This window comes from Kocuria sp. WRN011 (assembly GCF_002295155.1).
GTDB classification, from domain to species: Bacteria; Actinomycetota; Actinomycetes; order Actinomycetales; family Micrococcaceae; genus Kocuria; species Kocuria carniphila.
This window is the reverse complement of record NZ_NSGI01000015.1, coordinates 30,748-43,779: the sequence shown is the minus strand read 5'-3', so window position 1 is coordinate 43,779 and position 13,032 is coordinate 30,748. Positions and strand designations below refer to the sequence as shown.

General features: G+C 65.2%; 8 protein-coding genes and 2 pseudogenes. 6 read left to right on the top strand and 4 right to left on the bottom strand.

Annotated elements, in window-relative coordinates:
- Positions 1-183: 183 nt before the first annotated feature.
- Together CKW39_RS15140 and CKW39_RS15135 are read left to right on the top strand one after the other, a co-directional pair.
- A pseudogene (locus CKW39_RS15140) lies at positions 184-642 on the top strand (IS3 family transposase); the annotation flags it as partial.
- 35 nt (positions 643-677) lie between these two features.
- Positions 678-878 (top strand): annotated as a pseudogene (locus CKW39_RS15135) (IS110 family transposase); the annotation flags it as partial.
- A 420-nt stretch (positions 879-1,298) separates the two neighbouring features.
- Here CKW39_RS15135 and CKW39_RS15130 read toward each other — a convergent pair.
- Both CKW39_RS15130 and CKW39_RS15125 read right to left on the bottom strand, forming a co-directional pair.
- Positions 1,299-2,231 (bottom strand): NADP-dependent oxidoreductase, encoded by a 933-nt coding sequence (locus CKW39_RS15130; protein ID WP_095798952.1) that lies wholly within the window; start codon positions 2,229-2,231, stop codon positions 1,299-1,301.
- Between the two features lie 223 nt (positions 2,232-2,454).
- Positions 2,455-3,630 carry an alcohol dehydrogenase catalytic domain-containing protein gene (locus CKW39_RS15125; protein ID WP_024289189.1) on the bottom strand — a complete coding sequence of 392 codons (1,176 nt, stop codon included), beginning with the start codon at positions 3,628-3,630 and terminating at the stop codon, positions 2,455-2,457.
- Positions 3,631-3,848: 218 nt separating this feature from the next.
- Between CKW39_RS15125 and CKW39_RS15120 the strand changes: the two genes are divergently transcribed.
- Positions 3,849-5,141, top strand: a complete 1,293-nt coding sequence (locus CKW39_RS15120) for a DDE-type integrase/transposase/recombinase (RefSeq protein WP_095798951.1) — start codon at positions 3,849-3,851, stop codon at positions 5,139-5,141.
- 338 nt (positions 5,142-5,479) lie between these two features.
- Complete coding sequence (locus CKW39_RS15110; RefSeq protein WP_095798950.1) at positions 5,480-5,959, top strand: IS3 family transposase; 480 nt, start codon at positions 5,480-5,482, stop codon at positions 5,957-5,959.
- Between the two features lie 393 nt (positions 5,960-6,352).
- Here CKW39_RS15110 and CKW39_RS15105 read toward each other — a convergent pair whose 3' ends face one another.
- Entirely contained in the window at positions 6,353-7,945 is a 1,593-nt protein-coding gene (locus tag CKW39_RS15105) for a SulP family inorganic anion transporter (protein ID WP_173674350.1), read from the bottom strand.
- 239 nt (positions 7,946-8,184) lie between these two features.
- Here CKW39_RS15105 and rarD point away from each other — a divergent pair, with 239 nt between their 5' ends.
- Entirely contained in the window at positions 8,185-9,213 is a 1,029-nt protein-coding gene (gene rarD, locus CKW39_RS15100; RefSeq protein WP_095798949.1) for an EamA family transporter RarD, read from the top strand.
- Between the two features lie 165 nt (positions 9,214-9,378).
- Here rarD and CKW39_RS15095 read toward each other — a convergent pair whose 3' ends face one another.
- A complete protein-coding gene (locus CKW39_RS15095) occupies positions 9,379-10,800 on the bottom strand; it encodes a glucose-6-phosphate dehydrogenase (protein ID WP_095798948.1) in 1,422 nt (473 codons plus the stop codon).
- Positions 10,801-10,883: 83 nt separating this feature from the next.
- On the opposite strand from CKW39_RS15095, the gene CKW39_RS15090 reads away from it, so the two are divergent.
- Positions 10,884-12,968 (top strand): glycoside hydrolase family 15 protein, encoded by a 2,085-nt coding sequence (locus CKW39_RS15090; protein WP_095798947.1) that lies wholly within the window; start codon positions 10,884-10,886, stop codon positions 12,966-12,968.
- Positions 12,969-13,032: the final 64 nt, after the last annotated feature.

The following is a 13,032-nucleotide window of genomic DNA, read 5'->3' as shown; positions in this document are numbered from 1 at the left end:
GAGACGATGCGCCGGGTCGCTCGGGGTTTCCGCAACTTCGACAACTACCGGCTACGCGCCCTGCTCGCCGCCGGTGGCCACCGGCCGTGGCGGAAGACGCCTACCCACGCTCATCTGTGAAGGGCCGCTTTACTGAATGCGAGTTGAACCAGTGTTGCGACGATGGCTGGAACTCAAGCCGCGGAGGGCAAGCTCTACCTCTGCGCCATCAAAGACGTCTATTCCGGCCGGATCGTGGGCTACTCGATCAGCGACCGGATGAAGGCGCGCCTCGCGGTGAACGCCCTGGACAACGCGATATCCAGACGTCGCGACGCCGCTGGTTGCATCGTGCATTCGGACCGTGGGTCTCAGTTCCGGTCACGGAAATTCGTGCACGCCCTGAACCGTCACCACCTCATCGGATCCATGGGCCAGGTCGGTGCTGCCGGCGATAACGCCGCGATGGAATCGTTCTTCTCCCTTCTGCAGAAGAACGTCCTGGACCGCAAGCGCTGGCACACCCGTGAAGAGCTTCGGATCGCGATCATCACCTGGATCGAACGTACCTACCACCGCCGTCGCCGACAGGCCCGCCTGGGCCGATTGACCCCCATCGAATACGAGACCATCATGAACCCGGCCGTGGACCTCGCGGCCTGAAACCCCAACTGTCACCTGTTCGTGCGGCAGTCCCGGCCAATGCCGCGCTGCACCGCATCATCATCGTGCGAATGCGCATGGACGACCGGACCAAGACCTACGTCGAACGGCGCACCGCCGAGGGCAAGACCAAGCTGGAGATCATCCGGTGCCTGAAACGCCATCTCATCCGCGAGGTCTGGAAGAACACACGGGACCTACGGCTCACCCAAGCAGACGCCGCGCTAGCGGCTTGACGCATATAGGAGCATCAACCGGCGCCTCCACGGCTCCCTCAGGATGCTCACCCCGATAGAGTTCGAGACGCTCCACTATGAGGCCCTCACCCGAGAGCCCGAACCCACAAAGTAGCGGCAGAGAACCTGGGCCGATTCACCTGCACCACCGGAATGACAGGTCCTCCGTTCAAACTCACTACGACCCTCAGTCGCACCAACCGCATGAGACCGCCTCAGAAGGTGAGTGCTCCCGGCCCAACACCTCGGGGCAAGTCAGGTAATCCTCGGGTGTCCACAGCGGTTCATGCGCACAGGGTGCTGGTCTACCGTCGATAACGGTCGAGGGCATGCCGGCACCTCCCCCCTCCAATACCGGCATGTCCTCGGCCCTACACGCTTCGTGAGGTAGTAGGTAACGGCGCTCCCGTTGTCGCCACCTCAGAAGACCAGGACGAGCCGCCCGCGCACCCCTCCTGCTTCCAGGCGCCGGTGAGCCTGGGGAGCCTGGTCCATCGGGAGCTCCTGGGCTACGCGCAGGCTCAGCAGGCCTTCTTCGGCCTGGCGGCCAAGGGTGTGTAATTTCTCCGAGGCACGGGCGTAGTCGACCACCACGATCGGCTGGAACACGATGCCCCGCTCGCCTGGTTGGTCGTATCCGCGCAGGGTGATCACCGTTCCACGGTCCTTGATCGCGGCCGCGATCTCGTTCCCCTGTACGGCACCGTCGATCAGCGCATCCACCCCGGCGGGGTAGTGCTCGCGCACCGCTTGTGCGAAGCCCTCGCCGCGGGGCAGCACCAGGTCCGCTCCCAGGCTCTTGACGAGTTCCTCGTCCTGCGGTGCGGCGTCGGCCACGACCCTCAGCCCGTCGGCCTTAGCCAGCTGCACCGCGTACCCGCCCATGGCCCCGGCTGCACCGGTCACCGCCACCACATCACCGGCGTCCAGGCCCAGCCTGTCCAGGGCCAGTCGCGCGGTCAGCCCGTTCATCGGCAAGGTGGCGGCCTCGGCGAAGCCGGTGTTCGACGGCATGGGCGCCACGGACTCGGCCGGAACCGCCACGCGTTCGGCATAAGCCCCGTGTGAGCCGCGCGGGACGATGATGGCCATGACGCGATCACCGACCCTCAGATCGGTCTGGGTCTCGGGGCCGATCTGTTCGATGACCCCGGCCGCATCCATGCCCAGCACATACGGTCCCCCGGCTGTCCCCGCCCGCCGCTGCCGGGTGCGCCCGGTGAAGTCGGTAGGGTTCACCGCGGCCGCGTGAACACGAATCAAGACCTCGCCCTCGCCGGGAACGGGATCGGGAAGCTCGATCACGTCGAGGACGTCCGGGTCACCGGGGGTATGGAATCCAATTGCCTTCATACCCGTGGCAACACGGCCCCTCAGAGCACTATTCCGGCCACTGACTTCGCCCGATGAATCCCCGCGCCCCTCTGCGCTGCTGTGTGCGATCGACCCCGGTGCTGGCCGTGAACGGTGAACGCACCACGCGGCCACCCGGTGTGGGCGCGGGCCACGGACGGGCCCAAGACACGCCAGTGCCCGGTCTCGAGATGGAGACCGGGCTCCGGCGCGTACTGGGAGGCTAGGGCTTGAGGACGACCTTGATGCAGCCGTCTTCCTTCTTCTGGAACTTCTCGTACATCGCCGGCGCCTGGTCCAGGGGGGCGGTGTGCGTGGTGAGGTCCAGCACGCCCAGCGGGTCGGCGGGGTCATCGACCAGCGGCAGCAGTTCCTCGGTCCACCGCCGCACGTTGCACTGACCCATCCGCAACTGGAGCTGCTTGTCGAACATCGTCATCAACGGCAGCGGGTCCTTCATCCCGCCGTACACCCCGCTGATCGAGATCGTCCCACCGCGCCGCACGGCCTCGATCGCGGTGTACAGGGCACCGAGTCGGTCCACCCCCGCCGTTTCCATCGCCTTGCGACCCAGCGCGGACGGCAATGCTCCCACCGCTTGGTGGGCCATCCCGGCCACCGGGGAGCCGTGGGCCTCCATCCCGACCGCGTCCACCACCGCATGCGGGCCGCGCCCGCCGGTGAGGTCCTTGAGCTGCTCGACCACGCCGTCCGTGGAGTCCAGGGTGGCGATGCCGTGGCGTTCGGCCATGGCCCGGCGCTCCGGGACCGGGTCCACCGCGAACACCTCATAACCCAAGTGCTTGCCAATGCGGGCGGACATCTGACCGACCGGGCCCAGACCGAGCACCGCCAGGGACCCGCCCTGCCCGGGCGCGGCGTACTGCACGGCCTGCCAGGCAGTGGGCACCACGTCGGAGAGGAACAGGTAGCGCTCGTCCTGCCCGGTGTGCGGGACCTTGATGGGCCCGTAGTCCGCGTGCGGCACGCGCAGGTACTCGGCCTGCCCACCGGGCACCGAACCGTAGAGACGGGAGTAGCCCAGGAACTGGGCGTTGTTGTTGTACTCCCGCACCTGGGTGATCTCGCACTGGGACTGCAGGCCCTGGGTGCACATGAAGCAGTGCCCGCAGGAGACGTTGAACGGGATCACCACCCGGTCCCCGGCCTTGATGTGGGTGACGGCCGAGCCGACCTCCTCCACGATGCCCATCGGCTCGTGGCCGATGATGTCGCCCTTATCCATGAACGGGGTGAGCACCTCGTACAGGTGCAGATCCGAACCGCAGATCGCGGACGAGGTGATCCGCACGATCGCGTCCGTGGGCTCCTGGATAACCGGATCCGGGACCTCCTCCACACTCACCGTCCGCTTCGCCTGCCAAGTCAAAGCCTTCATGCGTCCTCCTCTCCCAGGGCCGCCGCCCCGACCGGAACGACAGCCTGCTGATCTGATCGGTCTCAACGACCCTACTCACGCCATTTTAGGCGCAGGCGCGTGTTCACCGCCAGAGAACGACGAGACTCACATAAAGTCCCCGCGTAGCAGGGGCCGTGCCTCACATGGTTTTCCCCGCGAAATCTTCCGTGGTTTCGGTGGCACGGCGACGATGGGGTATGGCTGACAGGGACGTGTCGATGATGACCCGCATCGAAGTGACCAAGAAGTACGCCAAGGCCTATGCGACGGCGCCGAAGAAGCAGAAGGGCGCGATCCTGGACACCGTTGTCGGAGTCACCGGCTGGAACCGGGACCACGCCCGCCAGCAGCTGCGCCGCCGCGCCAATCAGCCGCCAGGGCGGGCTGCCGCGACGGTCACGGTGCTCGACCGGCGCAAGACCAAACCCCGCAGGTACTCCTACGACGCCCTCATGGTGCTCCGGCGCATCTGGGCGGTCTCCGGCGGCCTGTGCGGGAAGTACCTGGCCGCCTCGATGGCCGAGTGGATCGAGGCGATGGAACGCCACGGCGCCCTGGTCGGGGGCCAGGACCGGTACTGCCCGGTGGTGCGGGCCGAGCTGCTGGCGATGAGCGCGGCCACCATCGACCGGTACCTGGCCCCGACCCGGGCCAAGGACCCGGTGCACGGCAAGTCCGCGACGAAGCCGGGGTCCTTGTTGCGCACCTCGGTCACGATCCGCAAGGCCGGTGACGAGGTCGAGGACGAACCCGGATTCTTCGAGGTCGACACCGTCGCCCACTGCGGGCCCACGCTCAAGGGCGAGTTCGCCCGTTCGGTGAACTTCACCGATGTGCACAACGGCTGGGTATTCACCCGCGCGATCCGCAACAACGCCCGCGTACACATCCTCGCCACCCTCCAGACCGGATTCGACACGATCCCGTACCTAGTCAGCGACCTGGACTTCGACAACAGATCGGAGTTCATCAACCACGACGTGGTCAACTGGGCCGCCGACAAGGACATCTTCTTCACTCGCGGACGGCCCTACAAGAAGAACGACCAGGCCACCATCGAATCTAAGAACGGGCACCTGGTGCGCCGCTACGGGTTCTACTACCGGTACGACGCCCCCGCCGAGCTGGTGCTGCTGAACCGGCTCTGGCCCCTGGTCAACGACCGGCTGAACTACCTCACCCCCACAAAGAAGCCCGCCGGCTGGGCCACCGACGCGGTCGGGCGGCGCAAACGCCTCTACGACACCCCGAAAACCCCATACCGACGGCTGCTGGCCTCCGGAATCCTCAGCGACACCCAGCAAGCCGAACTCCGGGCCCACCACGACAGCCTGGACCCGGTGGCCATCGCCACCGAAATCGACCGGATCCAGCAACAACTGATCCGCCTGGCCGCCGAGAAGACCCGCGAACTCGAACGGGAAGTACAGGCCGTCACCGCCCACCCCAACCCCTCGGGCATCAAGCTCCACCGCCGGCAGGCCAGCTAGATTTCCCGGGGACTTTTATCTGAGGCACGGCCCACCGTTCCCGGGGAATTGACTGTGAGGCACTACGGTCACCAAGGCCGAGCTGGCCGAGGCATACCGGGCCAACGCGCTCCTGGACGGCCACCACAACGATCCCGAGTTCGGATACCGGCTCCTCGTCGGCGAAGCCGCAGACGCGGGCGAGGCGATGTGCGAGCGGACCGCGTGGCGGATCTGCCGCGACAACCAGTGGTGGTCCGTCTTCGGCAAGAAGCGCGCCAAGAACGGCAAGCGTCCGGGACACTCCAGCCGAACGACTCCATGCTTTACTGAATGCGAGTTGAACCAGTGTTGCGACGATGGCTGGAACTCAAGCCGCGGAGGGCAAGCTCTACCTCTGCGCCATCAAAGACGTCTATTCCGGCCGGATCGTGGGCTACTCGATCAGCGACCGGATGAAGGCGCGCCTCGCGGTGAACGCCCTGGACAACGCGATATCCAGACGTCGCGACGCCGCTGGTTGCATCGTGCATTCGGACCGTGGGTCTCAGTTCCGGTCACGGAAATTCGTGCACGCCCTGAACCGTCACCACCTCATCGGATCCATGGGCCAGGTGGGTGCTGCCGGCGATAACGCCGCGATGGAATCGTTCTTCTCCCTTCTGCAGAAGAACGTCCTCGGCCGCCGCTCCTGGACCACCCGCGAGCAGCTACGCATCGCAATGGTGACCTGGATCGAACGGACCTATCACCGGCGTCGGCGTCAGGCACGTCTGGGCCGTTTGACGCCCATCGAGTTCGAGACCATCATGAACACGACCGTCGCACTGGCGGCGTGACTACAACCTGTCACCTAACCGTGCAGCAGTCCCCAACGTCCAAGTGGATCCTTCGCTTCTGGTTTTCATAGAGGACTCTCCAGTTAACACCCGGTGATTGTGTTCTCCGTGGTCAGTCGCACCATGTTTAGCTCGGACAGGAAGGCCGAAGAGATCATGAAATCCGTGGGGACCGGGGATGCCCAGCGGGCCACGGAGCTAGCCAATTCAAACGAGACTACTCAGCGCTGAGTGACCAACGCCAAATTAGACGAACGTGCGGAGCGCGGCTCCGGTGACCTGGTCGTCACCGGGGACAAGGTGGAGGTGAACTTCTCCGACTGGTGACACGCGGGCCAGTGTGGGTCGGTGGATGGGGTGCCTCTCAGCCACCGAGCCAATTGACGATTGGCCCTACTGCATGGTCCCGGACAACCGCGCCCTCATGCGTCGGGACGGCAGGTTGAGTCCCCGGATCTTCACGGTGGTGCCGTGAGCGCGGTACTTGTCCGTGACGGCGTCCACGGCCGCCACCGTGGAGGCATCCCAGATGTGTGACTCGCTGAAATCGATGACCACGGTCGCCGGGTCCTCGGCGTAGCGGAACTGGGTGTACAGGTCGTTGGAGGAGGCGAAGAACAACTCGCCGCGCACATGGTAGGTGGCCATGGCGTTGTCGTCGGCAGAGTGACCGGAAGCCGGGATATCGGATCCGTACGGGTCGGACGGGCCAGCCGCTACAGCACTGCCTCCGCGCGAACCCGTCGAGGACTCCACGGTGCGCTCCACCGTGACCACATGAGCTACGCGGCGTGCGAAGCCGATCATCGCCGCCAGGACACCCGCACCCACGCCGAGCGCCAGGTTGTGGGTGGCCACCGTGACGGCAACCGTCACGAGCATGACCACGGTTTCGGACAGCGGCATGCGGCGCAGCGTGGACGGGCGGATGGAGTGCCAGTCGAAGGTTGCCCAGGCCACGAAGATCATGATGGCGGCCAGCGCGGCCATGGGAATGGTGCCCACGATCTCGCCCAGCAGCACCACCAGGAGTAGCAGGAACACTCCGGAGAGGAACGTGGAGATCCGAGTGCGCGCTCCCGAGGCCCGCACGTTGATCATCGTCTGCCCGATCATGCCGCAACCGCCCATGGTGCCGAACATGCCGCTGACCACGTTGCCCACACCCTGACCCCAGGTTTCGCGGGTCTTGCTGGAGGGGGTATCGGTGATGTCGTCCACGAGCTTGGCGGTCATGAGCGATTCCATGATGCCCACCACCGCCATGGTCAGGGCGAACGGAGCAATGATTTGCAGTGTCTCCAGCGTGTAGGGCACGTCCGGGACGATCAGCTGGGGCCATGAGTCGGGGAGTTTGCCCTTGTCACTCACGGTGGGCACATTCAATCCGAGTAGCACCACTACCGGGGTGAGCACCAGGATCGCCACGAGTGGTGCGGGCACGGCGGTGGTGAGCCGGGGCAGACCGAACACGATCAACAAGGCGACTGCCGCCACCGGGTACACCGCCCACGGTACGCCGATGAGCTCCTCGAGCTGCGGGATGAACAGCAGAATGCCCAGAGCGTTCACGAAGCCCACCATGACCGAGCGCGGCACGAACCGCATGATCCGTGCGAAACCCACCGCGCCCAGCACGATCTGGAAAACGCCCGCCAGAATCACCGCGGCAATCAGATAGTTCACGCCGTGCGATGCGACCAAGGGGGCCATCACGAGTGCCGTGGCACCGGTGGCTGCCGAAATCATGGCGGGGCGCCCACCCGTCAGAGCCAAAGTCATGGCCATGAGTGCGGCGGCGAACAGCCCCACCTGCGGGTCCACGCCGGCGATCACGGAGAAGGCAATGGCCTCGGGAATCAGGGCCAGCCCCACCACCAGGGCGCCCAGTACTTCGGTCTTGAGCCACGAAGGGGTGCGCAGGGTGCGTGTAACGGACTGGCGTTGGAGCGGTGTGACGTGGTTGGTGTGCACGGAGGAGGACACAGAACTCCCGGGTGAGATCAAGGGCGAGGAACAAGGGTTGAATCGGCGGGCGGTCGGAACCGAGCACTGCGCAGAACACGGCCCGAGCGTGCTTCGAGCGACCCCCAATAGGGTAGCGCCCCGGTCACAGGTGGCCTTTACCGCGCTCACCCCCTACCTTGAGAAGAAGGTTCCTCAACCATTCCATCCACACACGCAAGGGGCGATATACCGCTGCACTGACCGGAAGGAGCATTCTCATGCTGAGAGGTGTCCTGGCCTCCGTTTTGGCCTCCGTATTCTTCGGGGTTCTGTATCTCTATCCGGTGCTGTTGCAGCCGATGAACGCTAATCAGATTCTGGCGTTCCGTATGCTCCTCACCTTTCCCGCGGTCACACTGATCCTGTTGATGACCGGCAGGCGCTGGGCCATTCAACGGGTGCTGGTGCTGGCGGGGGAGAAACCTCTGGTGGGCCTGTCCCTGCTGGTCACCGCCGGGATTCTGGCCATGCAGATGTGGTTGTTCGCGTGGGCCCCCTTGAACGGTTACGCCCTGGACACCTCCCTCGGCTACTTCCTCTTGCCGCTGGTCATGGTCGTGATCGGACGGGTGCTCTACCAGGAGCCGATGTCCTGGTGGAAGATCGCCGGTGCCGCGCTGGCCACGATCGGTGTGATCCACGAAGTCTGGCGGGCAGGCGGCATGTCCTGGCCCACCGTGGCGGTGGCCGGCGGTTACGCCGTGTACTTCGTGGTGCGCCACCAGGTCGGCACCTCGTTCTCGGGCGGCTTGTGGGCGGAGATGGCGCTCATGCTCCCCATTGCCGCGTTCCTGCTGGGCGCGGAGGACGGTCTGGCCGCCATTGACGACCAGAGCTTGTTGATCGCCGCGATCCTCGGACTGGGTGCGCTCAGCGCCGGCGCCCTGGTCGCGTACACAGTGGCCAGCAAGCTCCTGCCGTTCAACGTGTTCGGCCTGCTCGGCTACCTGGAGCCGGTGCTACTCGTGTTCGTTTCGCTCGCGATCGGCGAGACCCTGGCCCCGGGGCAGATCTTCACCTACCTGCCCATCTGGCTGGCACTGGGAGTGCTCGTGGTTGAGTCGGCCGTGGACATCGTCCGCCGACGTCGCTCGGTCACCACCCCTGCCGAAGATTACGAATCCGAGCGGGAACCGGTCACCGCGGGCATCCCCATCGTGGATCAGCCACTTGCGGAAATGACCGCCGGTTCCCACCCTGTGACCGCGGGGATTCCCCTGGTGGACCGACACGAGCGTCACGACTGAGTCGGCGTCGGCTAGGACAGCTCGTCCAGGTATGCCGCATTCTGATCGACGGTAACGCCCAGGTGCGGAGCCGGGCGCAGAGTGATCGACGTTAAGTCCAGGAATCGGTTTGTTCCTGGTTACAAAGTCGATCAGATTGTAGGGGTGCGTGGGTACTGGGCGCTACTACGGCAGCGGCACCGGGCCCTCGGAACCGGCGGGGTACTCGAGCAGGGGCGCGTCCGTGGCGTAGGCGTGCTTGATGAGGTCGATGATCCGCCAGCCCTCCTCGGTTGCATCCGCGCGCACGGTGAAGGTGGGGTCCCCGTCCAAGATCCACCGCATCACGGAGCCGTAGGCGGTGAGCCCCGGGGTGGGCGTGCCGCTGGACAGTGTCAACCGGTTCATGCCTCGTGAGTCATATGGGCTGCCCACGTTGAGTTCGATCTGCACGTTTTCGTCCTCGAATCCCACCGAGATGGCGTTGGGAGCCAGCGGGTGCGGCCAGCCTTCGTAGCCGTGCGGCGGTTGGCGGAAGGTCACGCGGATGTGCTGGACCGGATTGCCAATGGCCTTGCCCGAGCGCAACGTCACGGGCACGCCGTTCCACCGCCAAGTGTCCACCTCGAGGGTGACCTGCGCGAACGTTTCCGTCTCGCGCGAAGGATCCACGCCCTCCTCGGAGGTGTAATCGGGGAGCTCGTGAGCGTCCACTGTGCCCGCGGTGTACCGGCCGCGGACCACGGGCGTGATCTTGCGGTACTGGGGAGAGCGGGTCGAAGAATCCTCACTCCACAGGCGCGTGGCGCGGAGAATGTGCGCGGTGTTGGCCGGCACCTCCACGGGGTCGAAGCGGGAGGGCGGTTCCATCATGACCAACGCCATGACCTGCAGCAGGTGGGACTGGATCATGTCTTCCGCAGCACCCGTGGAATCGTAGAAACCGGCGCGGCCTTCCAACGCCAGCGTTTCATCAAAGACGATCTCGATGGATTCCACGTGCTCGCGGCTCCACACCGGCTCGAACATGCGGTTGCCAAAGCGCAGGCCGCTCACGTCCAGCACGCCGGGCATGCCCAGGAAGTGGTCCACGCGGAAGGTGTGATCCTCGTCGACCAGCTCACCCACCAGTGCGTTGAGCTCACGCGCCGAGTCGAGGTCCGTGCCCACGGGCTTTTCGAGTGCGAGGCAGAGGTCGTCGGGCAAAGAGTCGAGGCTCTTCAAGGCCTCGCAGGCCTTGCGAGTGACGGCCGGTGCCAACGCGAAGTATAGGCAGACGGGCCCCTCCACGTCGTCGAGCAGTGCAGCCAGCTGATCTGCCTCGGCCACGTCGCACTCGATCCAGCGGGTAGAGTCCTTGACCCGCTCGACCGAAGGTCCGGTCGCACCCACGGAATCGAAAGCTTTGGCAACCGTTTGGGGCCAATCGGCGCCCCGAACGTCGTCGTCGGGCCCCAGGGGGCCTGGGAAGTCGTCGCGCGCGGAACCAATCACCGTGATCTCCCGGTCCGGCTGTTCGTTGAGCAGCGTGCCCAGTCCGGGAAGGAGAAGACGAGCGGTGAGGTCCCCGGAGGCACCCAGGATGACCAGTGTCCTGATGTTCTGCATACCTCTACGTTAGATCAGGCGTCTGAATCATCGATGATCTCGCTTCCAGGCGTTCGCAGGGTGCTGATGATTGAATTCAGCTTATGAGTACCCCTCTTGAGGACTATGCGCTGCTGGCCGATCTCCACACCGGACCGCTGGTGTCCCGAGACGGCAGCGTGGACTGGTTGTGTTTCCCGCGCTTCGATTCCCCCGCCGTGTTCTGCTCGATCCTGGGGAATGAGAGCAACGGGCGGTGGAAGCTCAGTGCCGTGGACGGGGAAGTGGTCTCACGGCGTTACGTCCCCCAAACATTCATCGTGGAGACGGAGTGGCGCACGCCCACGGGCAGAGCCGTGGTCACGGACTTCCTCCCGCCCAGCGATGACACCGCCAACCTGATCCGTCGCGTGAAGTGCGTGGAGGGCACCGTGGAGGTCGAGCACGACCTGCGCATGCGATTCGATTACGGCAGCGTTACGCCGTGGGTGCGTCGTGTGGACCTGGGCCCGGAGGACGACGGCGCGCAAGACGGCCCCACTGCGGACTTGGGTGACGACCCTTCGGATCCGCATCCGGTGGGTACCTCCGAGGATGTGGGTCGCCGGTCCGAAGACTCGGGTGAGGATCACGGAGCACGCAGCCATGCCGGCTCCTACAAGAAGTTCCGACAGAGAGTGCGCGAGGCGGCGTCGCAGTGCAGTTCACAGGTCACCGTGGACCGGGGGTTGCTGGCGGTGGCCGGTCCGGACGCGTTGCTGCTGACGGGCCCTTCCTTGGAGCCGTACGAGACCAGCGTGGATGGTACGACCAAGGAGCTCACCGACGGGGACACGCACGGACCCGACGCGGACATGTGCGCACCGGAGGAGGTGCAACGTGGCCACGGTGGACAATTCACTGTTCGCGAGGGCGAAGAGCTCGCCTGGGTCCTCACCTGGTGCCACGCCTATGAAAACCTCCCGGCCCCCGCGGACCCGCAGTCTGCCCAGCAGGCCACGGAGAAGTTCTGGCGCGAATGGGCCTCGGATGTTTCCTGGGACGGGGGTAGGGACTACGAATACGCCGTGGGCCGGTCCTTACTGGTGCTGCGTGCGCTCACCCACTCCAACACCGGGGGAATCGTGGCGGCCCCCACCGCGGGCCTGCCGGAGGACTTCGGTGGGGAACGCAACTGGGACTATCGGTACACGTGGCTGAGGGATGCCGCGCTGACCATTGAAGTGCTGGTCCAACACGGGCACACGGACGGTGCATTGTTGTGGCGTGACTGGCTGTTGCGCGCGGTGGCCGGGGACCCGGAGCAGCTGCAGATCATGTACGGCATTGACGGTCGCCGTAATCTCATGGAATACGAGCTGGACCATCTTACGGGCTACGAGAACTCCACCCCGGTGCGCGTGGGCAACGGGGCCGCGGGCCAATTCCAGGCGGATGTCACCGGTGAGGTGATGATGGCGCTTGCCGAGCTGCGTGCCGCGGGGATCGAGGAAAACGATTACTCGTGGGGTTTGCAGATGAACCTCATGAAGTACTGCGAGATTCACATGGAGGACCCGGATCACGGGATCTGGGAAATGCGCGGTGACAAGCACTTCTTCACCCACGGTCGGGTCATGATGTGGGCCACGTTCAACGAGGGAATCCGCGCCGCAGAGCAGTTCGGGCTGCAGGGAGACGTGGAGCGGTGGCGCCACCAGCGAGACCGTCTGCACGACGAGATCTGGGAGAAGGGCTACAACGAGGAACTCGGCATTTTCACCCAGACCTACGACAACACCGAGGTGGACGCCTCCCTCCTGCAGTTACCGCACACCGGGTTCATCGAACCGGACCACCCGGCCATGCTGCGCACAGTCGCGCGGATTGAAGAGGACCTGCAGGGCGATTACGGGCAGGTTTGGCGTTACCGTACCTCCGATTCCGGTGAGTCCATGGACGGCCTGGAAGGGCACGAATACCCGTTCGTGATCTGCACGTTCTGGCTGGTCGAACAGTACGCACGCTCCGGTCGCGTGGACGATGCACGGGAACTCATGGACACCACCGTGGGCTTCTCGTCCGACCTCGGCCTGCTGGCTGAAGAGTACGACGTCGCCCAGCACAGGATGGCGGGCAACTTCCCTCAGGCGTTCAGTCACCTGGGCTTGATTCGAGCGGCGGACGCGCTACGGGAGGCGCAAGGGTGAGGCCGTGCGCCTCCCTGACTACGACAGGTGTCTTGCTCACTATGTGAGACACGCGTAGCTTTGG

Coding starts and splice junctions, on each gene's coding strand:
- CKW39_RS15120 (WP_095798951.1), top strand. CDS start 3,849: ATGGCTGACAGGGACGTGTCGATGATGACCCGCATCGAAGTGACCAAG.
- CKW39_RS15110 (WP_095798950.1), top strand. CDS start 5,480: ATGGCTGGAACTCAAGCCGCGGAGGGCAAGCTCTACCTCTGCGCCATC.
- CKW39_RS15090 (WP_095798947.1), top strand. CDS start 10,884: ATGAGTACCCCTCTTGAGGACTATGCGCTGCTGGCCGATCTCCACACC.
- CKW39_RS15095 (WP_095798948.1), bottom strand. CDS start 10,800: ATGCAGAACATCAGGACACTGGTCATCCTGGGTGCCTCCGGGGACCTC.
- rarD (WP_095798949.1), top strand. CDS start 8,185: ATGCTGAGAGGTGTCCTGGCCTCCGTTTTGGCCTCCGTATTCTTCGGG.
- CKW39_RS15130 (WP_095798952.1), bottom strand. CDS start 2,231: ATGAAGGCAATTGGATTCCATACCCCCGGTGACCCGGACGTCCTCGAC.
- CKW39_RS15125 (WP_024289189.1), bottom strand. CDS start 3,630: ATGAAGGCTTTGACTTGGCAGGCGAAGCGGACGGTGAGTGTGGAGGAG.